Here is a 25,092-nt window from a genome sequence, read left to right as displayed (position 1 = left end):
TCTTGCCGCAAGGCCCCGGTGGGGGCGCACACTCGTACCTCCCGACCAGGTCGGGAGGACGAAGGCGAGGGTGTGCATGACCGATCACGAGAACGAGTTGGCCGCGGAGCGGCGGTACGTGGGGGAGCTGTACGGGCGGCTCGACGCCGAGCGGGAACGGGCGCGCCGACGGTACGCGGACGCCCTGGCCGATCACGAGGGCCGGGCCGTGGACCGGGAGGGCGACGTCATGACGACGGCGCGCGAGATGCGCCGCCTCGACGTCGCGGAGGAGGGCCTGTGCTTCGGCAGGCTCGACGGTGCGCCGCGGCCCGACGGCACCGTCGACACGCGGTACGTGGGCCGGCTCGGCCTCTTCGGGGACGGGGCGGCGGACTCGGCCGGCGACGAGGAGCGCACGCTGCTGCTGGACTGGCGGGCGCCCGCGTCGCGGGCGTTCTACACCGCGACCGGGGCGCACCCGGAGGGGGTGCACCGGCGCAGGCAGTTCCTGAGCCGCGGCCGGGACGTGGAGGACTACACCGACGAGATTCTGGGCCGCCCGGGCGCCGACGCCGAGGGCGACGCGGCGCTGCTGGCGGCGGTGAACGTGCCGCGCGGCGAGGGCATGCGCGACATCGTGGCCACGATCCAGGCGGACCAGGATCGCATCATCCGCTCGGACGATCCCGGCGTCACGGTGATCGAGGGCGGGCCGGGCACGGGCAAGACGGTGGTCGCGCTGCACCGGGTGGCGTACCTGCTGTACACGCAGCGGGCGCGGTTCGAGCGGCACGGCGTGCTGGTGGTGGGGCCGAACACGTCCTTCCTCCGGCACATCGGGCGGGTGCTGCCGTCACTGGGCGAGTCCGACGTGGTGTTCGCGACGCCCGGCACCCTCTACCCGGGCGTCACGGCGTCGGCGGAGGACGCCCCGGAGACGGCGCGGCTCAAGGGTTCCGCGGCGATGGCGGCCGTGCTCGCCGCCGCGGTCGCGGACCGTCGAACGCTGCCCGAGGCGCCGGTGTCGATCGGACTCGGGGATGCGACGGTGCGGGTCACGGCCGACGTGGCCGGGTGGGCGCGCGACGAGGCGCGGGACAGCGGGCAGCCGCACAACCAGGCGCGGTCGGTGTTCCTGGACGTGTTGACCTGGGCGATCACCGAGCGGGCGCTCGGGCGGATCGGGCGGCAGTGGCTGCGCCGCGAGGACACCCGCGCGTGGGAGGAGATGCGCGCGAGCATGCTCGCGGACCTCGCGGTGGACGGGACGTTCCGGCGCACCGTCGACGCGCTGTGGCCGGTGCTGTCCCCCGAGACCGTGCTGGCAGACCTACTGTCCTCCCCCGAGCGGCTGGCCGCGGCGGGCGCGGATCCCGCGCTGCTGCGGGCCGACGGTGCCGCCTGGACCGTCTCGGACGTGCCGCTGCTCGACGAGCTGGCGGAGCTGCTGGGCCCGCACGAGCAGGAGGACCGGACCGCGGCGCGGCAGCGGCGGCGCGAGCAGGAGGAATTCGCGGAGGGCGTGCTGGATTCGCTGGTGTCCCGGTCGGACTCGATGGACGACGAGGACCACCTGTTCGCCACCGACCTGCTGTACGCGGAGGATCTGGCGGGGAGGTTCGAGGAGCGCGACACCCGGGACCTGGTGGAACGGGCGGCGGCCGACCGCACCTGGGTGTACCGGCACGTCGTGGTGGACGAAGCGCAGGAGCTGTCGGCGATGGACTGGCGGGTGCTGATGCGGCGCTGCCCGAGTCACTCGTTCACGGTGGTGGGCGACCTCACCCAGCGAAGCGCGCCGGCGGGCGCGCGGTCCTGGGGCGAGATGCTCGATCCGTACGTCGCGGGCCGGTGGGCGTACTCGGCGCTCACGGTGAACTACCGGACGCCCGCGGAGATCATGGCGATCGCCGCGGGGGTGCTGGCCGAGTTCGCGCCGGACGCCGAGCCGCCGGAGTCGGTGCGGTCGTCGGGCGCGCGGCCGTGGGCGCGTCCGGTGTCGGACGCCGGGATCGCTTCGGCGATCGAGGAGTTCGTCCGCGAGGAGGGGGATCGACCGGGGACGGCCGCGGTGATCGGGCCCGCGGGGACGCCCGGGGCGATGACTCCGGGGCAGGCGAAGGGCCTGGAGTTCGACGCGGTGCTGGTGGTGGACCCCGCCGCGATCCTGGCCGACGGGGACCGCGGGGCCGCCGAGCTGTACGTCGCGTTGACCAGGGCGACGCAGCGGCTGGGCGTGCTGCACCGGGAACCGTTGCCCGCGTGCCTGTCCGGTCTGAGCGAACGGGTGCCGTCGTCATCCGCCGACAGGCCCCGCTAGCGCACCGCCCGCTCGCGGGGCGCGACCGCGCCGTCGCCCTCCGGGGCGGCGGCGCGGTGGTTCACCGGGCAGCCGGGGGCGAAGGTTCCCATCTTCTCCACCTGGAATCCGAACGGGTAGCTGCGGATCCGGCGCGAGTCCCGGACGAGTTGCGCCCGGCGGCGGGGCGGCAGTACCGCGAGCAGCCGTCCGCGGGCCTTCAGGGAGCCGACGGCGATCCTGCGCGCCAGCGGGCCGGGCTCGCGGAACCGGAACGCCTTGATCAGCGGCTCGTCCATGAGCGCGCGGCTGAACACGTCCACGGCGCGCGCGGCGGGACGGGGGTAGAAGCTGTTGAGCAGTGCCAGGGTGGAGTCGGCGACGCGGCGGGCGCCGGGGTCGTACGCGAAGTGCTGCGCCTCATAGGAATCCATCAGGTCGGCGAACTCCTCGTAGGTCTCCGGGATGTCCGGGATCGCCATGTGCTTCCCGAGGGTCTGGTAGTAGCGGACCGTCGCGCGGACCTCGTCGGGGGTGAGCCTGCGCCAGCCGTAGTCCTCGATCCAGCGGACGGGCACCACGACGAACGTGGACAGCACGTAGCGCATGTCGTCGTCGGAGATGTCGTACATCTTGTGCATCTGGTTGATGCGGCGGACGGCGGACCTGCCCTCCGCGCTGGAGAAGCCGTTGATGAGGGGCTCCTCGAGGAGGAGGGCGGTGTCGTCGTAGCGCTTCTGCACGCGGCCGGTGAACTCGCCGGTCTCGTCGAGCAGGCGACCGATGCTGGGGACCGCGTAGGTGCGGAACAGGGCGAAGCTGAGCGCCTGCATGATGTCCCAGGGGAATTCGTACGTGGCCAGGTTGCGGCTGATCTGCTCGAAGTCCGTCTCCGGATCGAGTCCGGCGCTCAGGCTGGTCTTGGTCATCGTGCCTCCTCTGCGGCGTGCCCTCACTATAAGTCGACTTCTAGTTGTGTGCAAGAGGTCACATCGGGTCCCCCGGGCGGCGCGCTCGGCCGGATGCGCGCGGCCTACGATCGGATCCATGAAGCCAGCGCGGTCGACCCCGTCCCGCTACGCGCAGCTGCGTTTCCTCGACGCCGGGCTGACGGTGCTCGCGGAACAGGGGCACGCGGGACTCAAGTTGGCGACGGTGTGCTCCCAGGCCGGCGCGACCACCGGCAGCTTCTACCACGCGTTCACGGGATGGCCCGAGTTCACGTCGGAGCTCATCACCTATTGGCGCCAGACGAAGAGCGACCGCCTGATCGACGCCGCCCGCCAGGTCGCCGACCCCACCGACCGGCTCATGGCGCTGGTCGACACCGGGCTCGGCCTCCCGCACGCCACCGAGGCCGCGATCCGCGTGTGGGCGGCGCACGATCCGGAGGTCGCCCGGCACCAGGCGGAGGTCGACGGTGAGCGCCGCGACGTGATCGCGCAGACCTACGCGGAGCTGCTCGACGATCCGGAGCTCGCACACCGGTACGCGACCATCGCGATGTACCTGCTGGTGGGCTACGAGAGCGGGACGCTCCAGTCGATGGACACCCTGGCGTTCGGCTTCCGCACCTTCACCGATTTCGCCCTGGGACTCGACCCCACCGCGGAGTGAGGGTGTAGGGTCCCGACCTACCTGGCGACTGTCAGCCTTCTCACCTGCACTGCATCACGCAGTCCCACGGAGTTGGCATCTCGCCAGTCCCAGCAACATGGCATTTCCACCACAGCATTCAGGCCGTCGCCGGACTCCCACTCCAGCAGCAGTACCGTTCCCACAGCCTTCGACAGGTCGTAACTAGAACTGGGTCTACGAATTGATCAGCCGGACCACGTAGGGCATCGCGCCGTCGGTGCGCAGCGGCGATACTTTGACCGTCGATCCGGACTCGGGTGCCTCAAGCATCTGGTTGTCACCCAGATAGAGCGCTTCGTGCTGGCTCGCATTCGGGCCGAAGAAGATCAGGTCACCCCGCTTGATCTCAGCGAGCGGAACCTTCTTGCCGATGTTGTACTGGTAGCCGCTGTAGTGCGGGAGCTTGATGCCGACGGCAGCAAATGCGAACAGCGTCAGGCCCGAGCAATCAAATCCCGGGTTCTCGAAGTCACGGAAGGTATCGGCAACGCCGCCGTCGCGGACCCCGACGGTGGGGCCGTTGATATCACCACCCCCCCAGGAATATCTGGTGCCGACCACCGACAGGCCCCGGGCAATGACCGTGTCAATCATTTGCTTGCCCGACATCGACGCGACTGACACAGGCGCTACTGGTGCCTGGATTGCAGGCACCTGGGCTGCCGCTTGAGCCGGGACCTGGGATGCGGTCTGCGGTTGCGGCGTGAACCCGAACAGGTTGCTCAGTTGCCCGAGCAACGACGACGCTGCGGTCGCGGCCGACGGTGGCCCCCCGGGCGCCGACACTGCCGGTGCCGCAGAAGGAGCCGCTACGGGTGTGCTTGCGTTCGGGGGTGCCGCCGGTGCAGGAGCCGGCTGCGAGGAAGGCACCGTCACTGTCTGCTGTTCGCTGACGACGTATTGGTCATAGATCCGCTGCTGACCTGCGGCATCCCCGGACTTCGCCTTCGCCTCGGCGAGCGCCCTTGCGGCCGTCTGCCGACGCAAATCCAACCGTCGGCGTTGATCGGTCGCCGAACGCAGCGCCTCCAGGGTCTGGGCCACCGACCCCTGCGCTCGGGTGCGGCGGTCGGCAGCCGCGCCAGCCGCTGCATCCGCGGAGATCTTCGCGATCCGCGCAGCATCGCGGCTCGATCGCGCCCGCCGCCGGGCGTCATTGAGGCCGGTGACAGTACCTGCCTGGGCGGCAGCAACGCGCCGAAGAACCGCAGTGCGGTCTACCGCCGTCTGCCCATCCGGGGCGGTCAGAGCATCCGCGACCCCGCCCGAGGAGTTCCCCTGCATGTAGGCGGCGCGGAGCATCTCATCGAGCCTGCGCTGAGCAGCATCCACTGCCTGGTCGGAAGCCACGGCCTCCCGATCCGCAACTACTACTGCATTCGTCGCGGCCCGCGCAGCGTCGGCGGCCAACGCCACGTCGATCACCGCCTTGTTCACCGACTGCCGCCGAATGTCAACGTCGTTCTGCAAAGCCGCGATCTGCTGATCAAAGTCCGCAAGGCGCACGATCAACGAAGGAACCACCGCGACCGAGTGACCTGCTCGAGGGTCGTCTCCCACGTGCCGCGCCCACGCAGGATCCGCTCCGCCGACCACGATCGCAGCCACGATCGTCACCGCCGCCGCCCGCTGCATTCCAGACGCCCATCGATGCTGATTCACCACGGAACATCTCCTTCAACGAGCCGACCGCCCCCCGCGGGGAGGTTGCGCCCACGCGAGGGGATCAGAAGCGGAATATTGTTGGTGCGCAATCTTTTTACGCAAAGTTTGACGCGCCGCACCGGCACCCCTTGAGTACCATCCGAACCGTACGTCACAGACGCCACAGAGGGAAGCGGTGATCGAGCAGATGCAGAGCCTTAACTGCCACCTACAATGGGGTTGGCCTGCGGTATTCAAGATTCAATCAAGATCCTGCTACTATCCACGATAGTACTAAGGAGGAGTGCGACCCTTGCCTGGTGAGTTGGAATCCGCGGTCATGCAAGTGCTCTGGGACAGTGAGCACGCCTTGAAGGTGCAGGAGGTGGTCGATGCCCTCGACACCGGGCGGGCACTGGCCTACACCACGGTGATGACGGTTCTAGACAACCTGCACCGCAAGCAGTGGGTCCAACGCGAGAAGGTCGGCAAGGCCTACTTCTACGAGCCGACACTCAGCCGCGCGGAGGCTGCGACCCAGGCGCTGCGTGACGTGCTGGATGCATCCGGCGATCCTGAGGCAGTGCTGCTGCACTTCACCGAGTCCGCGTCGGACGAGGAATCAAAGGTCATCCGGCGGGCACTACGCCGTCGGTCACGGCAGCAATAGACTAAGCCCGGTGCGCGAGATCCGAATCCGGACCCGGATGGAGGGAATGAGTACACGATGACGGTGTTCGCGGCATTGGTCGTCGCGGCGGCTGCGATCGCGGCTGCCGGACCTGTGCTGCTCACCCGCGCGGGGCGTACGCGGCTCGATCCAGTTGCCCTGCTCATCGGCTGGGTGGGAGCGCTGGCAATGCTTGGACTGCTGACGGCGTTAGCGATCGTGGCACTGTTGCTGCCGCTGCACGCAGACTACTCGGTAACCACTGCGTTCGGAGACTGCTGGTCCCTGGCGGTCCATGGCACCGTGCCGCAGGGACGCCGGGCGACCGGCGCCGCACTAGCCGCGCTCATTGCGGGCTCCGTCGTGATCTCCGGCGTGCGCTGCGTCTTCGTCCTCGCGCGCCGGCGGGCGGTCGCGACGTTGCATTGCGACCGAATAAGGCTGGTGGCCAGTCCAGCCGCCGGGGACGGCCGAGTGTGGTGCCTCGAGCACGACGCCCCCTTGGCATTCGCCATCGCCGCACCCAGGGGCGGGATGGTGGTGATCTCCCGCGGCCTACAGACCTTGTTGGCACCCTCCGAGCTGGCGGCAGTGCTGGCACACGAGCACGCACACCTCCGCGGTCGCCACCACCTGATCGTTGCCATCACTGAGGTCATCGGGCAGGTCCTGCGCCCGATCCCGCTGTGCCGGAACGCCCCGAGCGCCGTGCGGGAATTGGTCGAGGCGATCGCTGACGGAGCAGCAGCACGCCGTTGCGGGGCGGCCACGGTACACCGGGCCCTGCTGCAGATGGCCTCCGCACAATCGGTGCGGCAGCGATCAGGGACAGCCGGGCGGGGCCCTACTCTGGCGATGGCGACCACCGCGACCTCGGCGCGGGCCCGCCGCCTACAGCTCCCCGCAGCGAGCCGCAGTGCTCGCGTGCGCCACTGCGGCGCGGTCGCCGCGGCCACCGCCCTGGGATCAGCCGCTACGGTGGCGCTTGCAGCCCTCGTCGTGTCCGCTATTTCCTGCCCAGCGCTCTAGCCCGCTGCGCCCGTGGCGCAGCGTGACAGAGAGATTTGCCTGTTCCCCGGGGGGCCAACTGCGCAGCAACATCCGCTGCGACGCTTCATCGTGACTAGCGAGTGCGACCCACGAGTCGCATTTCAGCGACCGTACACCGAGTCCCGAGCGCCTACGTCCTTGAGCCACTACGCTCCGGTGCCGCTATTCGACGAGTCACGAATGCCGATGCCCGGCGGTCGTGTCCACAGCCACAGGCATCTTCGCCGAGGGGTCGCACACCCCGGCGGGGCATTCGCTCACCTGTAGCGGATGCTCAGGCTCGCCGCCCCGCCACGACCACCGTATCCCCCAGCGGGTGGCGACCGCGGCACCCATGGCGAGGGCCGAGACGACAGCAACCAGGGGCTGCAGCGGCGCCCACAGCGTCAACGCTCCCGACGCGCCCAACATCGCGACGACGACCTTGTTACACAACGGGCACCCCACCGCGAGCGTCGACAGGACCACACCGGAAGTGCCTCGCACAGCACCACGATTCCACCCGGCCACCACCGGAGCTGCCAGCCAGGCGGCCGCGAGAACGGTCACCACCACGAGGACGAGGTAGTCCCACCAGCGCACCGGCGTCATCCGGGTGAAGACAGGATTGGGAAGCACTCGGGAGGGGATCGCGATCACCAGTGCGATCAGCGCACCGCCAGCCGCTGCGTGCCACCACCGCACCCGTCCAATGACCGCCCTGCGGTTCATACCACTCACAGTGCACCCTCCTCACCTCGCGCTTGTCTTTCCTCGAACTCAGCATAACTACTAGATCACATAGTAGTTCTTGGTGGCGGGCCTGCCCGCCCCTCATCTACTATTCAACATAGTAGTTACCTACTAAGCGTGTTAGTAGCTCAATCTCGGGAGAGGCCTGATCGATGAAACATCTCTCTAGCGTGCCGGATCCAGACGTGGGCCTTCCAACGGTGACCGAATCCGTCGGCGCGCCGGTGCGGCATGACGCGGTGCAGGCGTCGGAGAGGATCTCGACGATCACCGGTCCGGTGGGCGGTTGCGACCCAGTGAACGAAGCGGAGCCACAAGGACTGTCCGCTACGTACGTGCTAGACGCGGTCAGCGCTCCCGGTGCGCTCCGGATGCAGTACGAGGGCCTACGGATCGGCGCCGAGGCCGACGATACGCAAGGGCGATTCACCTGCCAGCGCGATGTCAGTCTCGCGGCGGCCCGCGGGCGGCCGGTCGCTGTGACCGAGCGGCTATCGGGGATCCCGGCAGGCGAGTGGGATATTCGGGTGCGAGCAGCGTGGACACCGGCTGCGACGCAGGCGGGCGAGCTGGCGGGCGAGATGAAGCTTCCGGACCAGCAGATGCGGGTCCGGACGGTGTTCGCGCCTCTGGCACACGGGCCCGCGGTGGCAGCGTGGTGTTGGCCGCTGCTGGTGGGGCTCGGCGCTGTCGTCGCGGTCGCGCTCATGGCAGTGAACGTCTCCCTCGCTGGCGGCTCTGCATTCGCGGCGGTGGGGATCAGCGGTGTGGCCTGTGCTGTGGGGTTTCTCGGCGCGCGGTTGTGGTTCTTGGCAATCCATCGGATGCCGCTACGGAAGCTGCTGTCCTCCGGAGCCTGCATTCAGGGGTTCAACGCCGCTGCCGCGGTGGTCTTGGTGATGGGGGCGCCGGCGATCGGACTGTCATGGGGCGCGGTGCTCGATTCTGCTGCCCCGGCACTGCTCGCAGGGATGGCCGTCGGGAGGCCGGGGTGTTGGCTGACCGGCTGTTGCGCTGGAAAGGTCACCGTGTCGCGGTGGTCACTGTGGTCATCGGATCGGAGGGTGGCCGCTTCACGCTATCCGGTGCAGCTGTTTGAAGCTGCGGCGTGCGGGACGCTGGCGATAGGGGCCGAATTCCTGTTCCTGGGCGTCCGGCACTCGGGAGCGATCTTCGTGATCGGACTCGCTGCCTACGCGCTGGTCCGGCAGGTGCTGTTTCCGCTGCGCTCCGACCCGCACACTCGGTGGGGGCGTACCGCAGTCGCAGCAGGTGCTACGGCCGCGATCGCGGTGGCGATATGGGTGATGACGTTGTGACGAGTCGGCGGGGCTACCGGGATGTGCTCAGACAGATCCGGACTGCCTCGCCCATTCTCCGTCCTGGTCAGCGGCCTTCCGACGACGCCAGGGCGCTGGCTTTGGTCCACTGCTGCCAGGGCACACTCCAGTCACCGTTCTGCCATTGCTCGAGAGGTGCGCCGCCAGTGTTGCGGATTTCGACGATGTCGCCGGGGACCGAGAAGTCGAAGAACCATCGAGCGTTGTCACCGTTGAGGTTGAGGCACCCGTGGGAAGTGTTCGTGTTGCCCTGCGCCCACACAGAACTGTCGAGTTGGTGCAGGTAGATACCGTCTGTGCTGATCCGTGTCGCGTAGTTGATCGTCTGTTTGTACCCCAAGCGCGAGTTGATCGGTAGCCCGTAGGTGGACGAGTCCATCACCACCGGGTTCGCCTTGTCCATCACGGTGTAGATGCCCCGTTGGGTCCAGAAGCTGATGGTGTTGCCGTTGATGATCTCGCTGCCGCCCATGCCCATGGAGGTGGGCATCGTACGGACGAGATTACCGCCGTCGTAGACGGTGACCGTCTTGGTCGCGTCGTCGGCGATCGAGACATGCGAGGCGCCGATGGTCGCACTGGCACGCACGTCCTCGGCGCCGTAGAGGCGCTCGCCCAGGCGGACACCGTATAGCGCGGCGTCCACGGTGATCTGAGTGCCCGGCGTGTGGTATTTCTCAGGTCGCCAATGCGCTTCGGTATTCGAGACCCAGCACCACGCTCCCTCGACCGCGGGTGTACAGGTGACTTTCATACGACGTTCTGCCTCGGCGCGGTCTGCGATGTCGGTGTCGAACTTCGCCACCAGCACCAGCCCCACACCGTAGGTCCGCCCTTCGCCGACCGGGGTGCCCGCCGTCGTTGCCAGCTCCATCGTCGCCTGCGCCTGTGGCGCGAGAGTGGTGAACGTGCTCTGCCGTTCGGTCCGGCGTCCTGCCTCATCGACCGCGACCGCTCGCAAGCGGTAGGTGCGGCCGAATCCAAGGGGCTCACCGGCCGACCAGGATTTGCGCGGTGCGTCCAACGTGCCGGCAACGGCGCGTCCCGCCTCGTTGGTGAGCGTGACTTCGGCGAGGGCGCCGGTGCCCACGACACGCACAGTGACCGGTGTGCGGGGTGTGACCTCCGCGGCGCCGTCGGCCGGCGCCAGCTCGATCAGTGGCACGGCGCCCGACGGTTTCGGTGAGGACGAGGATCCGCTCAGCGGCACCGCGCCCCGCTCGGCACCGCAGGCGGACGTGATCGCGACGGCTCCGATTCCGGTTGCCGTCCGCGCCAGCAGAGTTCGCCGTTGCAGAACCATTCAGCCTCCCTCGACCCGCCTCATCACGCAACTACTAATTTGCATAGTACTTTATGGTGAGTGGTCGAGCCCGCCAGGTCCGCAGGCGAGGTACTCTCACCCGCTCCGCCGGTACAGGTACCAGGCGCGGCGAGTCGTCGAGCAGGTGCGGGTGGGTGTTCTGACCGTTCCATCGACTGAAGCGCTCACTTGCCCGGAAGCGAGGGTTGCGCCCTAGCAACAGCGTCCTCGATGTCCTGTACTGATCGGAAGACCAGCGGGTCCACGATCCGCTGCACGGAGCCGTCGGGGCGGACGAGAAAGGACAGCGGCAGCAGGGGCGGGATCTGCAGTGTCCTCGCGACCGCGCCGTCCGCGTCGATGATGCTCGGGTACGCGAGGGCGAGATCGGTGGCGAAGGTACGAGCGTAACTCTCGACGTCGCGGACGTTGATCCCGAGTACCTGGACTGCTTCGGGGCGTTGGGCATAGCGCGAGAGGATCGGCATTTCTTCGCGACACGTCCCGCACCAGGACGCCCAGAAGTTGAGCAAAGTGGTTCTGCCTGCGGTGAGTTGTCCGAGGTTGATCACATCGGGGGTAGTGAGGCAGGGCTCGGACAGATCTGCCAGGGGCCCAACGGATCGGGCTGATACCGATTTCGTTCCGCCGCACTGCGGTTTAGGTACACCGCGGGCTGAGCTGGCCTGGAGTGGGGCCTCGGTTCCAGTGCGGGTGCCGGTGGAGGCGGTATCGTGGTCTCCTGGTTTTTCCGTGAGCGAATGCGCGGTCGAGACGGCGATGAGCAGCAGCGCGGCAGCGATCGCAATAAGGGCCAGTGCGTACCGGTGCCGGCGATGCCACGGCGGGGTTGAGGCGCACTCGTCGGGTCCGGGGGGAAGGGCGACGCTCATGGTGTCTTCTGCTCGTCGATGGGCACGGGCGTCGTATCGGCGGGGACCGACTGTTTGAGACCGGTGGTGCGACGTGCGCGCCGTTTGATCACCGTTGCGGCGATCAGGGCCGCAGCGGCCAGGGCGGACGTGACCGCTTCGGGCAACGCGCCCCAGCGGGTGGCGAGTGTGAGCCGGTCGTCGAGGGGAACAGTCGCGATCAGAGTATCCGCGCTGAACAGTGCGGACTGGTCGGTGACCGTCCCGTCCGGGGTCACGACAGCGCTGACGCCACTCGTCGCGGCGATCAGGACGGTGCGGCGGTGCTCGATGGCCCGCAGTCGGGACATCGCCAGTTGTTGGTACGACATGGCCGTGCGGCCGAAGGTCGCGTTGTTAGTGGGCACGGTGATCAGCTGGGCTCCACCGCGTACAGATTCACGGACGAGGTCGTCGAAGGCCACTTCGTAGCAGATGGCAGCCGCGGTCGGTATGCCAGCGAGGGTGACAATGCCGTCACCATCGCCAGGCACGAACCGGCCGGCCTTGTCGGCGTATGCGGACAGGCGGGTCGCGAGCGGCCGCATCGGTAGGTACTCCCCGAAGGGCACCAGTCGCCGCTTGATGTGTTGCTGTCCAGGACCGGAGCCGGGGTTCCAGACGATGGAGACGTTGCGTGATGTGCCGTCGTCGGCGGAGAGCACTGCACCGACGAGGACAGGTACGCCGAGCCTGTTGACCGTCTCATCGATCCGCGCGCGCACCTGCCGATCGCGCAGCGGGTCGATATCCGAGGCGTTCTCGGGCCAGACGATCATGGCGGGCCGGGGCATCTGGCCAGATTCGATGGCACTGGCGAGGTCCTCGGTGCGTCGTAGGTGATTCTCGAGCACTGCGGCACGCTGAGCATTGAAGTCCAGTCCTAGGCGGGGAACGTTGCCTTGGATCACCGCAACGGTCACGCTCGCTCGCGGTTCGTACGCTGGTAGCGCGATTAGGAGTGCTGCGCCGGCGAACGGGAGGATGCCACCAAGCGACGCACGGACAGCAGCGCGCGGTGACCTCCGCAGTGCCGCGCGGACCACGGCGAAACCGGAGCACCCGATGAGGGCGACCGCGAACGAGACGGCCGGTGCGCTGGCGATCGCGGCCAACTGTACGAGAGGCCCATCGGTCTGCCCGAACGCCAACTTTCCCCAAGGGAACCCGCCGAATGGCAGGCGGCTGCGCAGTGCCTCCGTCGCTGTCCACGCGCAGGCGCACCACAGCGGGTAGCCGGGGAGAACCACCATCCGGCTGACCAAGGCGCCGAACACCGCTACCGCGACGGCTTCGACCGCGGCGAGCGCGATCCACGGCCCAGCCCCAACGTAGATGCCTACCCACGGAAGCAAGGGCAGGAAGAACGCCAGCCCCGCGGCGTAGCCGTACAGCAGGGCTTGGCCGATTCCGCAGCCCCACACGGCGGCGACCACGAGCGCGACACCGACCGGCGCCGCTCCCCACAGCGCGGTGGGTGGGAACGAGATGAACATCGCTCCGCCGCCGGCGGCAGCCAGAAGTAGCCTGACCGCTGTGTGCGTCCACGGCCAATGAGCCGGCCCCCACCGAGTGGATGTCGCGGATGGGAGCCTTCGTGCTGTCTGCGTGGTCACGAGTGAGATCTCCTCAATTCTGGACCGTGGTGGTGCTGCTCGTCGCGAGTCGTCTGGGCGATCGCGGGCGTACTGGTTGGTGCGTGTCGACGGCGATTCCTGTCAGATCGGCATGACGATGTTGGAGACGAAGAGCCGCCGGACCATGTCGACGAAGTCGGACCAGTAGCCGGTGACCAGGGCGAGTCCGACGGCGATCATGAGCACGCCGCCGGCGACCTGGATGCGTCGGCTGTTGCGGCGAAGCCATCCGACGGCCCGCACCGCGGCGGTCGATCCGACGGCGAGTGCGATGAACGGCAGGCCCAGGCCTACGCAGTAGGCCACCACCAGCGCGGCACCGCGTGCCGGCGCTGCGTTGGTGCCCACAATGATCGACATGATCCCCGCCAGGGTGGGACCGATACAGGGAGTCCAGCCGAGCGCGAACACCCCGCCCAGCAGCGGGGCACCGGCAAGCGTGGTCCAGGGTCGTGGCGCAAAACGCACCTCGCGGGCAAGTGCCGGGACCAATCCGATGAACGCCAAGCCCATGATGATGGTGATTCCCCCACCTATCCGCATCAGCGTCTCTGCATTGAGCCGAATCGTCGCCGCCAGACCAAACACCGACATCGTCATCAAGAGGAAGGCCGCTGTGAACCCGCCGACGAACAACGCGGCTGCGCCGAGCACTCTCCACCGACCGGACCGGTCTACCGCCTTTCCGCTGCCGCCGAGCTCTGCGATCGACGTCGCTGGAGCCTCGGCGCCGACCAGCCCCGCGAGGTACGACAAGTAGCCGGGAACAAGGGGCACGATGCACGGCGAGGCGAAGGACACCAACCCGGCGAGCAGGCATGCCCCGATCGCCAGGATCAGCGGACCTGACACGGCGGCGTCGGCAAAGGCTTGTCCCATCAGCCCTCCCCGGCGACGCGGTCCACGGCATCGGTGAGGGTCTTCTCGTCGATCGTCGTCAGGTATGCCGCGGCCACGCGATGCTGCCGATCAAGGACGAAGGTCATCGGCACTACTGTGGTCGGGTACTGCTCACCGAGCGCGAGCAGCGTCTTGCCAGGGGGATCGTAGATCGACGGATAGGTCAGCCCGTGGGAGCGGATGAAGTCCCGCGCCGCATCGTCGCCGGCGGTTTCACGAACGTCGATACCGAGAAACTGCACACCCTTGGACTTGCGCGCCGTGTACACCTTTTCCAGAGCAGGAGCCTCGAGACGACAGGGGGCGCACCAGGAGCCCCAGACGTTGATCACCACGACCTTTCCGGCGTAGTCCGACAGTCGCAGCGTGGCCCCGGGATCAGTGACACTACGTCCGGACAGCTCACCGACGACGCTGCGCCGCTCGGGCGGGTAGAAGTGCCTGGCCTTGCCATCCGGAGCGATGATCCCGCCATCGCGTGCCCGGTCGCTGAGCTGAACGCACCCGCCGAGCAGCATCGCGACCACAAGCACCGCGATCACACCGGCGCACCGGCGCAGACTCGAGCTGCCGCTCGGGGGACGGTCATCATCGCCCAGCGATGCCCGTGTGGACTGTCGTCGCATCCTCACCCCTTCTCGGCGGCTAACGAACCAGCCACCAACTACTAAGTAGCATAGTAGTTGGTGGCTGGTCGGTCGCACTCGCCATCGGGGGCAGCCGCGGAGACGTCGGTCGCGTCAGGTGTACTTGAGGGTGGTCATCATGCCCATCTCCATGTGATAGATGTTGTGGCAGTGCAGGGCCCAGGTTCCGGGGTTGTCCGCGTCGAGGTCGACCTCGACCGAGCCCATGGGCTTGATGAGCACCGTGTCCTTGCGCAGTCCGCCACTGCCGGGGAGGCCCCAGGTGTGGCCGTGGATATGCATGGGGTGGAGCATCATCGTTTCGTTGGTGATCTGCATCCGCAGTCGCTGGCCCTTGCTGACGCGCAGAGGCGTGTCTTCGCCGTGCTTCTTGCCGTTGATGCCCCAGGCGTACGGGTCCATCTGGCCGTTGAGAGTGACCTTGATCGTGGAGTCGGGCTGGGCGTCAGGAAGGCGCGCGGAGTCGGCGGCGGTGAGTTCGGTGGCGCCGAGCAGGACCGGGCCGTCCAGTTCCGCGGGGCGAATGTCGGCGGCGGGTGCGGCGCCGGAGCCTGTGCGCAGGACTGCCAGAGCCTGGCCCTTCTTACCTTCGGCGGCGGCGACTAGCGGAAACGCGCCGTCGCCTGCGGTGACGGTCACGTCGTAGCGTTCCCCCATAGCGACGAAGAGCGCGCGGGCCTGCATGTCGTTGACCCTGTGTCCGTCGGTGTGGGTGACGGTCATCGTGTGACCGCCAAGGGCGACCCGGAAGACGGTGTCGGAGCCGGCGTTGATGATCCGCAGGCGGATGCGTTGTCCGGGCTTGGCGCGGAACTCGGTCGGCGCCGTAGGGATTCGGCCGTTGATGAGGTAGTGCGGGTAGACCACGTCGCCAGCATCGCCCAGCGGAGAGCTTCCCATGCCAGGCATCGAGGAGTGGTCCATGCCACCCATCCCGCCCATTCCGGTCTGCAAAGGTCCGGTCTTGGCTTGGAAGTCGGCAAGGATCTGGTCAGGGTTCTTGCCGATGCCGTCGGTCCAGTCGTCGAGGACGACGATCCACTCGGCGTCGAAGGCGCCTGGTTCATTGGGGTCGTCGATGATGATCGGAGCGTAGAGGGCACGGTCGAGTTGGGCACCGACGTGGGGATGGAAGTAGTGGGTGCCGGCGTCCGGGGCGGTGAACTCGTAGACGAATCGCCCCCCGGGGCGCACAGCATCCTGCGTGACGCCGGGAACGCCGTCAGCTTCGTTACGCAGGCGGATGCCATGCCAGTGGATGGTGGTGTCGGCGGGAAGCTTGTTGTCGAGGGTGACGCGGAGGAAGTCTCCGGCGTTGGCGCGCAGGACCTTGCCGGGGAGGGCGTCGTCGTAGGCCCAGGTACGGGCGGTGATACCGCCGAGGTCTACGGTGGTCTCGCGCGCGGTGAGGGTCGTCTCAACGACCTTCTGTCCGGCCTGGGGTGTGGCCTGTAGTGGCGGTCCTTGCAGCGCACGAGAGGCACCACTCGGCGTGCTGGCGGTCTTGTCGCCACATGCGGCGAGCGCGCCGACGCTGAGCGCGGCGAGACCGCCGAAGAGGGCTGTTCGTCTGGTCACCGGTGTCATGAATTGGTTCCTTGGTTTGACGTCGAGGAAGTCGGGGGCGGCCCTGCTTAGGGGGCAGCGGGGCTGACTGTCGGGCTGCCGTCGCCCATCCCTGGCATACCCGACATACCCGGCATGCTTGTGTGAGGTGTCGGCGATGAAGTCGGGGAGCTGCTCATCGAGTGGCCTGCGGGCATCGACGGTTGGGTTGAGGTGGGGGTAGTGCTGGTGTCGTCGTTCATGTTCATCGTGGACATGTCGTCGCCGCAGGCGGTGACGGCGAGGGCAATAGTGGCGGTGACGGCGGCGGTGGTGATCAGTCGTTTCGGGTTCATCGGTTCGTCTTTCTGGCAGGGATTCTCTGTGGGGTTCGTTGAAGGGGCGGTCGGGGTAGTGGGCTCGAGGCTGTACCGGGTTCCGGTGGTGGGTGTTCTCGCTTGGTGTTGCGGCGTTTGTAGACCGGCAGGGTCAGGGTGAACTGGGCGCCTTGTCCGGGGCCGCGGCTGGTGGCGGTGAGGGATCCGTCGTGGGCCTCGGCGAGCGCGCGGGCGATAGTCAGGCCGATACCGCTGCCGCCGGCGTCGCGGCTGCGAGAGGTGTCGGTGCGGTAGAAGCGGTCGAAGATGTGTGGGAGGTGTTCGCTGGCGATGCCTTCGCCTGTGTCCTCGACGATGATGTCGATGAGGTTGTGGTCGCGGCGGCGGCTGCTGACCGTGACGCTGCCTCCCGGTGGGGTGTGTCGGCGTGCGTTGCTGAGCAGGTTCGCGAGGGTCTGGCCGATGCGGGCACGGTCGGCGTCGACGAGGTCGGTGGTGGTGGGTCCGAGGCCGAGGTGGATACCTACGGCGTCGTAGCCGGGTTGCGCTTCTCGGACCGCGGCGGTGGTGATGTCGTTGACCGCGGTCGGCTCTGCTTCGACGCGTAGTTGTCGTTCGCCGGCGCGGGAGACGGCGTCGATGTCGTCAGCGAGTCGCTTGAGGCGGCCGGTGGCGCTGCGGATGACGCCGTACATTTGCGCGCCCGGCGTGCGGATGCCGTCCTCGGCGGCTTCGATTTGGGCGGTGATGGTGGTGATCGGCGTCCGGAGTTCATGGGCGAGGTCGGAGAGCATCTGCTGGCGGATCTCTTCGGTGGTATCGATTTGCTCGGCGAGTCGGTTGACGCTGCGGGTCAGGTCGCTGAATTCGCGGCCCAGGCGGCTGGGCGGGACGCGAATGGCGTGGTTGCCGGCGGCGATGTTCGCCGTCGAGGTCACCACGGCGCCGATGGAGCGTCGGACGCGGCGGGTGATCAGCCAGCTGACGACCAGTGCGAGGACCACGGAGCTCAACAGGGCGACCGAGACGGATACCACCAGTGAGGAGGCGAACGCCTCCTCGACGTGTTTGGCTTGGGGTGAGGTGGTCGGCAGGCCGGCGTGGGCCATGTGGGTGTGGAACAGGTGCGGTGCGACAGTCCACGCCACCAGCGCGGAGGCCCCAGCGCCAGCGGCGATGACGATGGTCTGGGCGATGAACAGCCTGGTGGTGAACCCCGAACGTGGGCGACGGGTGCGCCGTGCGTCGGATCGGGGCGCGCTCATTGCTTCGACCGGCCGTCACCCATTCGGTAACCGATGCCGCGGATGGTGCGGATGTAACGCCGCTCGGTGGTGGTGTCGCCGAGCTTGCGACGCAGGCTGGCGATGTGGACGTCGACGACGTGTGCATCGCCGACCCAGGTCGGTCCCCAGAGTTCGGCGAGCAGTTGGTCGCGGCTGAACACCATGCCCGGGCGGCGGGAGAGGACGTCGAGAAGGTCGAACTCGGTGCGGGTGAGAGCCGCGGGTCTACCGGCGACGCTCACCTCCCGACCGTTCGGGTCGATTAGCAGATCCCCGATGCGGCGCTCCGCGCCCTGGGGCATGGCGGGCCCGTTGACGGTTCCGGCGCGGGGGCGGCGCAGCATTGCTTCGATTCGGGCGATCAGCTCCCGCGGGCTGAACGGTTTGGTCAGATAGTCGTCCGCCCCGACGGACAGGCCGACCAGAGTGTCGACTTCGTCGGCGCGGGCGGTGACCATGACAACGTAGGCGTCCGAGAAGGTGCGCAGTTGCCGGCACACTTCGACACCGTCGAGCGAGGGCAGCCCGAGGTCGAGGACGACGACATCCGGTGGAGTTCGGTGCGCGGCGGCGACTGCGGCCGCTCCATCGCCGGTGATCTCGACATCGAAACCACTGCGCTGAAGGTAGTCGGCGATGACCTCGGCGAGGTCCGGCTCGTCCTCGACAACCATCGCGCGCAGGCCCAGCTTCGGCCGCGGTTCGGTCACCGCCGTCGGCTTGGGCTCGGCAACAATCGCATCCATGCCTCCATCGTGGCCTGACCGTATGCCCAGGATCGACCCGAGGCGCGGTTCTTGAGCAAATCTTGATCTTGAGCACACGTAACGGCCTGGTTAGGGCACGCACAGTCGAGGGCGATCAGATACCCCTCACCGGACTGATCACCGGTGGCACGTCTTCACCCGGCGGGCCACGGGCACGCCATCTGCCGACTCACGCTGACCGTCCTGGTCCTGCAAGACCGTCGCGCCGGGTGGCGTGCCACACACCTGTGCCGCCCTTTTCCGCTTCCGAAAGGACCCCAGCACGTGAGCACCGAAGTGACCACGGTTCCTGATTCTCGCCCCCCACTGTCATTGCTGCACCCGCCGTTGCCCGCCCGGTCGCTCCTCGACATCGGACCTGTCTCGGAGCGCCCGGCGGCCCTGGTCGGCAACACTCCGGTGATGCGGATCGCCGAACCGTTCGCGCCGGCCGGGCACGGGTTCTGGGCCAAACTCGAGGGGTTCAATCCCGGCGGCATGAAGGACCGCCCTGCCCTGCACATGATCGAACGGGCCAAGGCACGGGGGGATCTCACGACGGGCGCACGGATCGTGGAGTCGACCAGCGGCACGCTCGGGCTCGGCCTGGCGCTCGCGGGCATCGTGCACGATCATCCGGTGACGCTGGTGACCGACCCGGGGCTGGAGCCGATCCTGACGCAGATGCTCGCCGCCTACGGCGCCGAGGTCGACCTGGTGACGGAACCTCATCCGGCGGGCGGATGGCAGCAAGCCCGACGCGACCGGGTCTGTGAGCACCTGGCTGCGGACCCGACCGCGTGGTGCCCGGACCAGTACACCAACCCGGACAACGTCAGCGCCTATCAGCCGCTGGCCCTCGAGCTGCTGACCCAGCTCGGGCACATCGATGTGCTCGTCTGCTCGGTCGGCACCGGCGGACACTCGGCCGGGGTCAGCCGCACCCTGCGGCAGTTCCTGCCGGACCTGCAACTCGTCGGAGTCGACACCATCGGATCGACGATCTTCGGCCAGCCCGCGCACAAGCGACTCATGCGTGGCCTTGGCTCGAGCATCTATCCGGAGAACGTCGACTACTCGGCGTTCTCGGAAGTGCACTGGGTCGCGCCCGAGGAGTCGGTGTGGGCGTGCCGGACCTTGGCATCGACGCACTACGCGACCGGCGGCTGGAGCGTCGGTGCGGTAGCCCAGGTCGCCGGGTGGATCGCCGGCACCCGCTCGCCGGACACGGTCGTTGCTGCGATCTTCCCCGACGGCCCCCAGCGCTACTACGGAACCGTCTACAGCGACGCCTACTGCCACGCCAACAACATCGACCCGACGCTCGCACCACCGTTGGCGCCGATCACCATCGCCGACCCAGCCAGGACCGTGGTCACCCGCTGGTCCCGCACCACCAACGTCCGCAACCCGCTGACCGTCGTATGAGGGGGCCCATCGCCACGTTCCGGACCTTCGACCGGCCCAGCCAGGTGTTGATGGTCAACCAATTCACCATCAACCTGGGCTTCTACATGCTCATGCCCTACCTAGCCGGATACCTCGCTGGCCCCGTCGGGCTCGCCGGCTGGGCGATCGGGTTGGTGCTGGGAATTCGGAACTTCTCCCAGCAAGGGATGTTCCTCATCGGCGGCACCCTCGCCGACCGACTCGGCTTCAAGCCGCTCATCGTCGCCGGGTGCCTACTGCGGACCATCGGGTTCGTACTGCTGGCGACGGTCGAATCGCTGCCTGCACTGCTAATCGCATCCGTAGCTACCGGATTCGCCGGGGCACTGTTCAACCCCGCGGTGCGCGCGTACCTGGCCGCTGACGCCGGAGACCGGCGCATCGAAGCCTTCGCGATCTTCAACATCTTCTACCAGGGCGGCATCCTGATCGGCCCGCTGGTCGGGGTAGCGTTGATGGCCTTCGACTTCCAGGTGACATCGGCGGTCGCCGCTGGGGTCTTCGGCGTGCTGACCGTCGCGCAGATCCTGGCTCTGCCACGCGATCGGCGCGACCGCAGAGCCACAGCCGAGCCGCGGCCGTCGGTGCTTGCCGACTGGCGGACCGTGGCCAGCAACCGGCGGTTCGTGCTGTTCTCGTGCGCGATGATCGGCTCCTACGTGCTCTCTTTCCAGGTCTATCTAGCGCTGCCACTGCACGCGGCGTCGATCACCAGCAGCGAGCAAGCGTCGACCTACCTTGTGGCGGCCGTATTCGTGGTAACCGGTGTGATCGCCGTGGCCGGGCAGCTGCGGATCACCGCTTGGTTCCGGAGCCGGTTCGGGCCCACCCGCAGCCTCAGCCTCGGGATGGCGCTCATGACGGTGGCGTTCGTGCCGCTACTAGCAGTGCCGACCGCAACGCTGACCGGGCAGGTCGCCGCCATCGCGGCGCTGTTGCTGGCGGCAGCGGGCCTGGCGATAGCCACGGCGACCGTCTTCCCATTCGAGATGGACACGGTCGTCAGCCTCTCCGGCAATCGACTCGTCGCTACCCACTACGGGCTCTACAACACGGTGGTCGGCGTGGGGATCCTGGCCGGCAACCTCGGCACCGGGGCGCTCATGTCATTGGGGGACCGGCTCGGGTTCCCGGCGCTGATCTGGCTGGTGCTCATCATCGTCGGTTCCGGCGCGGCACTCGCGTTGCGGGCGCTCCATCGAGCCGGCGCACTGAGTGTGCCCGATCCCGCGGCCCGCGAAGCGGACGTGGCCGCTGCGGCGGGAATGCATCGTCGGTGACCTGCTGTCAGGAGTCTGTGCTGCGGTGTTCCGATACGCAGGGCCCCGGTCCCTCCGCGGTGGAGGGCCGGGGCCGGGGCCGGGGCGACGTTAGTTGGCGACGCTGGTGAAGCCACGCAGCCGCAGGCTGTTGCCGACGACGAAGACGCTGGAGAAGGCCATCGCGGCCCCGGCCAGCATCGGGTTGAGCATGCCCGCCGCAGCGACCGGTATCGCAGCGGTGTTGTAGGCGAATGCCCAGAACAGGTTCGTCTTGATCGTGCTCAGCGTTTTGCGAGAGAGCCTGATCGCGTCAACGGCGCTGCGCAGGTCGCCGCGCACCAGCGTGATGTCAGAGGCTTCGATCGCGACGTCGGTGCCGGTTCCCATTGCCAGGCCCAGGTCGGCCTGGGCCAGCGCAGGTGCGTCGTTGACGCCGTCGCCGACCATGGCGACGACCTTGCCCTGATCCTGCAGGCGCTTGACCACCGACACCTTGTCCTGCGGCATCACCTCGGAGATGACCTCGTCGATGCCGACTTCAGCCGCGATTCGTTGTGCGACGGCGGCGTTGTCACCGGTGAGCAGCACCGGCTTCAGGCCCAGGGCCCGCAGTTCGCTGATGGCCTGGGCGCTGGTCGGCTTGACCGCGTCGGCGACAACGAGGATGCCCTTCGCCTGACCGTCCCAGCCAACCGCCACGACGGTCTTACCGTCCGATTCGGCGTCCCGTTTCGCGGCCGCCGTCCGAGGGGACAGTTCGAGTGCCCAGTCAGCCAGGAAACTCTCGCGGCCCACGATCACGGCATGCCCGTCGACCACGCCCTGCACCCCTTGTCCTTCGACGTTGGCGAAACCTTCCGGTGTGGGCAGTTCTCCGCCACTGTCGCGAGCCGCGGCGGCAATGGCCTGGGCGATCGGATGCTCGGAGGCGTTCTCCAATGCACCGGCTAGCCGTAGCAGTTCGTCAGAGTCGGTGCCGTCCTCTGCAATCACCTCGGCCAGCGTCATCTTGCCGGTCGTGACCGTTCCGGTCTTGTCGAGCACGATGGTGTCGACTTTGCGGGTGGACTCGAGCACTTCCGGGCCCTTGATCAGTACACCCATCTGGGCTCCACGACCCGTTCCCACGAGAAGCGCTGTCGGCGTGGCCAGTCCAAGTGCACACGGGCAGGCGATCACGAGCACGGCGACCGCGGCAGTGAACGCGGCCGCGACGGGGAAGCCAGCACCGAGCCACGCGCCGAGGGTGGCGAACGCGATCGCGATGACGATCGGCACGAACACACCCGAGATCCGGTCCGCGAGCCGTTGCACCTCGGCCTTCCCCGTCTGCGCGTCCTCGACGAGCTTGGCCATCTGCGCGAGCTGCGTATCCGCTCCGACCCGGGTGGCGCGCACCTCAAGCCGTCCTCCGGAATTGACCGTCGCTCCGGTCACCGTGTCCCCAACGGAGACCTCGACCGGGACGGACTCGCCGGTCAGCATCGACGCATCGATGGCCGAGGATCCGGACGTGACCACCCCGTCGGTGGCGACCTTCTCCCCCGGTCGGACCACGAAGGTGTCGCCGACGGCCAGCTCGGCGACCGGGATCCGAACCTCCGCGCCGTCACGCAGCACTGCCACGTCCTTGACGCCGAGCTCGAGGAGCGCGCGCAATGCTGCTCCGGCCTGCCGCTTGGACCTCTTCTCGAAGTAGCGGCCGGCGAGCACGAACACCGTGACCCCTGCGCCGACCTCGAGGTAGATGTTGCCTGCTCCGTCCGACGGAGCGATCGAGAACTCGAACCCGTGTGTCATCCCGGGCGTGCCGGCGGTGCCGAGGAACAACGCGTACAGCGACCACAGGAACGCTGTTAGGGTGCCCATCGAGATGAGGGTGTCCATGGTGGCGGTTCCGTGTTTGAGGTTCATCCACGCCGCCCGATGGAACGGATAGGCACCCCAGACGATCACTGGCGCAGCGAGCGTGAGCGATGCCCACTGCCAATAGGTGAACTGTAGGGCCGGTGCCATCGCCATCGCGACTACCGGCACCGCCAGCACAGCCGAGCCGATCAGCCGCTGCCTCAGGGACGTCAGCTCCGGGTCCATGTCCTCGCCGGCAACCCCAGCACCAGGTCCTCCAGCCCCCGGCGTCGAGGACCGCGGGAGAGTCGCCGAGTAGCCGGTCTTTGCCACCTCGTCGATCAGCGCCTGCGCATCGAAACCCTCGGGGACGTGCACCTTCGCCTTCTCCGTGGCGTAGTTCACCGTGGCCTCGACCCCATCGAGCCCGTTGAGTTTGCGCTCGATCCGGTTCGCGCACGAGGCGCACGTCATCCCGCCGATGTCCAGCTCGACACTACGGCCGCCCGACGGCGCTGACACACTCATCATTTTCCTCGATCCGTACTTGCGGTCTATCGCCAGGCCTGTGGCCCGCGCTGCTTCATTGCGTCACTGCTGGTGGCCGCCACCGTGCGGGGCGCCCGGTTCACTCGCCGGCACGGCGGGCGATCCACCGGGGGCACGGTGCTCCCACCGCGCGACCGCCGAGTCGGGTACTGCCACCCCACCGATCACATACGCGCTGGCGAAGACACCGGTCACCGCAACCACGTAGACGATCAGCCTGCGCATGGCACTCATGGATTGCGCACTGCCGAGTAGCCAGCCTCTTCCACCGCGGCGAGAACCCGCTCGTCGGTCACCTGCTGCGCTCCCGTGACACGCAGCCGACCCGTCTGCGCGCTGACCTCGATGGACTCGACACCGGGGATAAGGCTGACCTCCTCACGGATGGACATTTCGCAGTGGCCGCAGGTCATGCCTGTCACCTGGTATTCGCTGGTCGTCATCGCCTTCTCCTACCCAGTTCAGATACCCCCTGTGGGTATCTCCAAATCATGCTTAACATACCCCAGGCGGGTATGTCTAGGCCCTCCTGTCGCGGCGAGTGCGCCGGAGCGGTGGTCGCGCGGCCGATCCCGAGCAACCCTTGCGGTCAATACCCCGCCGGGGTATATATTCGGGGTACCCGGCTGGGGTACCCGTTCAGGTGAATGTGAGACGGTCGGGGGGCCTGAGATGAAGGAGTTCGACGATGACCGACAATGCACACCGACAGTCTTGCTGTGGGCACACCGGCCCCGGCGAGCAGTCGCTCGAGCTGACCCGCAGCGCCCGGCAGGCGGGCACAGGCGGTACCGACACGGCGGAGTGCCCCGTCATGACCGGCACGGTGGTGGACAAGTCTGCCGCTGTCAGCAAGGGCCTCTACCGCGACTTCGAGGGCACGCGGTACTACCTGTGCTGCGCCGGGTGCGGGCCTCGGTTCGACGCCGACCCACACAAGTACGTTACGGCGGCCTCGGCGTGAGCACCGATATCCCCGCGGTTGCGGTCGAGCGGGCCGAGTGCTGTGCGGCGCAGCACGGGTATTTGACCGATAAGTCGCGCTATCTGATGCGGGCGAAGCGGATCGAGGGACAGGTGCGTGGCATTGAGCGGATGATCGATGAGGACCAGTATTGCATCGACATCCTGACCCAGATCAGTGCCGCGACGAGCGCCCTGCAAGGGCTCGCCTTGGCGTTGCTGGATGACCACATGCGGCACTGCGTCGTCCAGGCCGCCCGCTCAGACCAGCAGGAACTCGACACCAAGCTGAACGAAGCGACTGCCGCGATCACCCGTCTCGTCCGATCATGAGTCCACCCGGGGTGTCGTCC

Annotated in this window: 22 protein-coding genes; 9 read left to right on the top strand and 13 right to left on the bottom strand. The window is 67.8% G+C overall.

Features of this window, described 5'->3' with window-relative positions; all coding sequences use genetic code 11:
• Nucleotides 1–76 precede the first annotated feature (76 nt).
• A complete protein-coding gene (gene helR / locus BN39_RS06880) occupies nucleotides 77–2,302 on the top strand; it encodes an RNA polymerase recycling motor ATPase HelR (protein ID WP_019201643.1) in 2,226 nt (741 codons plus the stop codon).
• On the opposite strand, the gene BN39_RS06875 is transcribed toward helR, so the two are convergent.
• Nucleotides 2,299–3,210 (bottom strand): oxygenase MpaB family protein, encoded by a 912-nt coding sequence (locus BN39_RS06875; RefSeq protein ID WP_019201642.1) that lies wholly within the window; start codon nucleotides 3,208–3,210, stop codon nucleotides 2,299–2,301. The two genes, helR and BN39_RS06875, sit on opposite strands and share 4 nt — an antisense overlap.
• A gap of 118 nt (nucleotides 3,211–3,328) precedes the next feature.
• Between BN39_RS06875 and BN39_RS06870 the strand changes: the two genes are divergently transcribed.
• The gene (locus tag BN39_RS06870) at nucleotides 3,329–3,898 is read left to right on the top strand and encodes a TetR/AcrR family transcriptional regulator (RefSeq protein WP_019201641.1); all 570 of its coding nucleotides are present in this window, start codon (nucleotides 3,329–3,331) and stop codon (nucleotides 3,896–3,898) included.
• A gap of 195 nt (nucleotides 3,899–4,093) precedes the next feature.
• Here the strand turns inward: BN39_RS06870 and BN39_RS06865 are convergent, their stop codons facing one another.
• A complete protein-coding gene (locus BN39_RS06865; protein WP_237741629.1) occupies nucleotides 4,094–5,584 on the bottom strand; it encodes an NlpC/P60 family protein in 1,491 nt (496 codons plus the stop codon).
• A gap of 283 nt (nucleotides 5,585–5,867) precedes the next feature.
• Here BN39_RS06865 and BN39_RS06860 point away from each other — a divergent pair, with 283 nt between their 5' ends.
• Both BN39_RS06860 and BN39_RS22150 read left to right on the top strand, forming a co-directional pair.
• Entirely contained in the window at nucleotides 5,868–6,233 is a 366-nt protein-coding gene (locus BN39_RS06860) for a BlaI/MecI/CopY family transcriptional regulator (RefSeq protein WP_040765956.1), read from the top strand.
• Nucleotides 6,234–6,290: 57 nt separating this feature from the next.
• A complete protein-coding gene (locus tag BN39_RS22150; protein WP_019201638.1) occupies nucleotides 6,291–7,262 on the top strand; it encodes a M56 family metallopeptidase in 972 nt (323 codons plus the stop codon).
• 195 nt (nucleotides 7,263–7,457) lie between these two features.
• Here the strand turns inward: BN39_RS22150 and BN39_RS06850 are convergent, their stop codons facing one another.
• Nucleotides 7,458–7,994: a hypothetical protein gene (locus BN39_RS06850; protein WP_019201637.1), complete on the bottom strand. Its 537-nt coding sequence runs from the start codon at nucleotides 7,992–7,994 to the stop codon at nucleotides 7,458–7,460.
• A gap of 221 nt (nucleotides 7,995–8,215) precedes the next feature.
• On the opposite strand from BN39_RS06850, the gene BN39_RS06845 reads away from it, so the two are divergent.
• Nucleotides 8,216–9,334 (top strand): prolipoprotein diacylglyceryl transferase family protein, encoded by a 1,119-nt coding sequence (locus BN39_RS06845; RefSeq protein ID WP_158635062.1) that lies wholly within the window; start codon nucleotides 8,216–8,218, stop codon nucleotides 9,332–9,334.
• 67 nt (nucleotides 9,335–9,401) lie between these two features.
• On the opposite strand, the gene BN39_RS06840 is transcribed toward BN39_RS06845, so the two are convergent.
• The 8 genes from BN39_RS06840 to BN39_RS06805 all read right to left on the bottom strand — a co-directional run bounded on the left by BN39_RS06840 (nucleotide 9,402) and on the right by BN39_RS06805 (nucleotide 18,668).
• On the bottom strand, nucleotides 9,402–10,658 hold the full coding sequence (locus BN39_RS06840; protein ID WP_019201635.1) for an Ig-like domain-containing protein: 1,257 nt from the start codon (nucleotides 10,656–10,658) through the stop codon (nucleotides 9,402–9,404).
• Nucleotides 10,659–10,843: 185 nt separating this feature from the next.
• The gene (locus BN39_RS22710; RefSeq protein WP_081585946.1) at nucleotides 10,844–11,551 is read right to left on the bottom strand and encodes a TlpA disulfide reductase family protein; all 708 of its coding nucleotides are present in this window, start codon (nucleotides 11,549–11,551) and stop codon (nucleotides 10,844–10,846) included.
• Entirely contained in the window at nucleotides 11,548–13,065 is a 1,518-nt protein-coding gene (lnt, locus tag BN39_RS06830) for an apolipoprotein N-acyltransferase (RefSeq protein WP_019201633.1), read from the bottom strand. The genes BN39_RS22710 and lnt overlap by 4 nt, the downstream gene beginning before the upstream one ends.
• 222 nt (nucleotides 13,066–13,287) lie before the next feature.
• Nucleotides 13,288–14,085 (bottom strand): cytochrome c biogenesis CcdA family protein, encoded by a 798-nt coding sequence (locus tag BN39_RS06825; protein ID WP_019201632.1) that lies wholly within the window; start codon nucleotides 14,083–14,085, stop codon nucleotides 13,288–13,290.
• Nucleotides 14,085–14,648 carry a TlpA disulfide reductase family protein gene (locus BN39_RS06820; protein WP_019201631.1) on the bottom strand — a complete coding sequence of 188 codons (564 nt, stop codon included), beginning with the start codon at nucleotides 14,646–14,648 and terminating at the stop codon, nucleotides 14,085–14,087. The genes BN39_RS06825 and BN39_RS06820 overlap by 1 nt, the downstream gene beginning before the upstream one ends.
• Before the next feature lie 198 nt (nucleotides 14,649–14,846).
• On the bottom strand, nucleotides 14,847–16,340 hold the full coding sequence (locus BN39_RS06815) for a multicopper oxidase family protein (protein ID WP_019201630.1): 1,494 nt from the start codon (nucleotides 16,338–16,340) through the stop codon (nucleotides 14,847–14,849).
• Nucleotides 16,341–16,650: 310 nt separating this feature from the next.
• Nucleotides 16,651–17,901, bottom strand: a complete 1,251-nt coding sequence (locus tag BN39_RS06810; RefSeq protein WP_019201628.1) for a cell wall metabolism sensor histidine kinase WalK — start codon at nucleotides 17,899–17,901, stop codon at nucleotides 16,651–16,653.
• On the bottom strand, nucleotides 17,898–18,668 hold the full coding sequence (locus BN39_RS06805) for a response regulator transcription factor (protein ID WP_051158842.1): 771 nt from the start codon (nucleotides 18,666–18,668) through the stop codon (nucleotides 17,898–17,900). The genes BN39_RS06810 and BN39_RS06805 overlap by 4 nt, the downstream gene beginning before the upstream one ends.
• Nucleotides 18,669–19,016: 348 nt before the next feature.
• On the opposite strand from BN39_RS06805, the gene BN39_RS06800 reads away from it, so the two are divergent.
• Together BN39_RS06800 and BN39_RS06795 are read left to right on the top strand one after the other, a co-directional pair.
• Nucleotides 19,017–20,096, top strand: a complete 1,080-nt coding sequence (locus BN39_RS06800; RefSeq protein ID WP_051158972.1) for a PLP-dependent cysteine synthase family protein — start codon at nucleotides 19,017–19,019, stop codon at nucleotides 20,094–20,096.
• Nucleotides 20,097–20,104: 8 nt separating this feature from the next.
• Nucleotides 20,105–21,397: an MFS transporter gene (locus BN39_RS06795; RefSeq protein ID WP_175546284.1), complete on the top strand. Its 1,293-nt coding sequence runs from the start codon at nucleotides 20,105–20,107 to the stop codon at nucleotides 21,395–21,397.
• Between the two features lie 90 nt (nucleotides 21,398–21,487).
• Here the strand turns inward: BN39_RS06795 and BN39_RS06790 are convergent, their stop codons facing one another.
• Together BN39_RS06790 and BN39_RS06785 are read right to left on the bottom strand one after the other, a co-directional pair.
• A complete protein-coding gene (locus tag BN39_RS06790) occupies nucleotides 21,488–23,749 on the bottom strand; it encodes a heavy metal translocating P-type ATPase (protein WP_371190617.1) in 2,262 nt (753 codons plus the stop codon).
• Between the two features lie 257 nt (nucleotides 23,750–24,006).
• Nucleotides 24,007–24,219: a heavy-metal-associated domain-containing protein gene (locus tag BN39_RS06785; protein ID WP_019201623.1), complete on the bottom strand. Its 213-nt coding sequence runs from the start codon at nucleotides 24,217–24,219 to the stop codon at nucleotides 24,007–24,009.
• A gap of 245 nt (nucleotides 24,220–24,464) precedes the next feature.
• Here BN39_RS06785 and BN39_RS06780 point away from each other — a divergent pair, with 245 nt between their 5' ends.
• Together BN39_RS06780 and BN39_RS06775 are read left to right on the top strand one after the other, a co-directional pair.
• The gene (locus BN39_RS06780) at nucleotides 24,465–24,740 is read left to right on the top strand and encodes a YHS domain-containing protein (protein ID WP_019201622.1); all 276 of its coding nucleotides are present in this window, start codon (nucleotides 24,465–24,467) and stop codon (nucleotides 24,738–24,740) included.
• Entirely contained in the window at nucleotides 24,737–25,072 is a 336-nt protein-coding gene (locus BN39_RS06775; protein WP_019201621.1) for a metal-sensitive transcriptional regulator, read from the top strand. Before BN39_RS06780 ends, BN39_RS06775 begins: the two co-directional genes overlap by 4 nt.
• The last annotated feature ends 20 nt before the right edge of the window (nucleotides 25,073–25,092 follow it).

Origin of the sequence: Tsukamurella sp. 1534 (assembly GCF_000312385.1) — a bacterium.
Classification (GTDB): Bacteria; Actinomycetota; Actinomycetes; order Mycobacteriales; family Mycobacteriaceae; genus Tsukamurella.
The sequence above is the reverse complement of the archived record's forward strand: the minus strand, read 5'-3'. Positions and strand labels throughout refer to the sequence as shown.

Bases quoted from the DNA above. Each gene is read 5' to 3' on its own strand.
- BN39_RS06780 (WP_019201622.1), top strand. From the start codon at position 24,465: ATGACCGACAATGCACACCGACAGTCTTGCTGTGGGCACACCGGCCCC.
- BN39_RS06825 (WP_019201632.1), bottom strand. From the start codon at position 14,085: ATGGGACAAGCCTTTGCCGACGCCGCCGTGTCAGGTCCGCTGATCCTG.
- BN39_RS06785 (WP_019201623.1), bottom strand. From the start codon at position 24,219: ATGACGACCAGCGAATACCAGGTGACAGGCATGACCTGCGGCCACTGC.
- BN39_RS06850 (WP_019201637.1), bottom strand. From the start codon at position 7,994: ATGAACCGCAGGGCGGTCATTGGACGGGTGCGGTGGTGGCACGCAGCG.
- BN39_RS22150 (WP_019201638.1), top strand. From the start codon at position 6,291: ATGACGGTGTTCGCGGCATTGGTCGTCGCGGCGGCTGCGATCGCGGCT.
- BN39_RS06810 (WP_019201628.1), bottom strand. From the start codon at position 17,901: ATGAGCGCGCCCCGATCCGACGCACGGCGCACCCGTCGCCCACGTTCG.
- BN39_RS06875 (WP_019201642.1), bottom strand. From the start codon at position 3,210: ATGACCAAGACCAGCCTGAGCGCCGGACTCGATCCGGAGACGGACTTC.
- BN39_RS22710 (WP_081585946.1), bottom strand. From the start codon at position 11,551: ATGAGCGTCGCCCTTCCCCCCGGACCCGACGAGTGCGCCTCAACCCCG.
- helR (WP_019201643.1), top strand. From the start codon at position 77: ATGACCGATCACGAGAACGAGTTGGCCGCGGAGCGGCGGTACGTGGGG.
- BN39_RS06870 (WP_019201641.1), top strand. From the start codon at position 3,329: ATGAAGCCAGCGCGGTCGACCCCGTCCCGCTACGCGCAGCTGCGTTTC.
- BN39_RS06840 (WP_019201635.1), bottom strand. From the start codon at position 10,658: ATGGTTCTGCAACGGCGAACTCTGCTGGCGCGGACGGCAACCGGAATC.
- lnt (WP_019201633.1), bottom strand. From the start codon at position 13,065: ATGTTCATCTCGTTCCCACCCACCGCGCTGTGGGGAGCGGCGCCGGTC.
- BN39_RS06815 (WP_019201630.1), bottom strand. From the start codon at position 16,340: ATGACACCGGTGACCAGACGAACAGCCCTCTTCGGCGGTCTCGCCGCG.
- BN39_RS06805 (WP_051158842.1), bottom strand. From the start codon at position 18,668: ATGGATGCGATTGTTGCCGAGCCCAAGCCGACGGCGGTGACCGAACCG.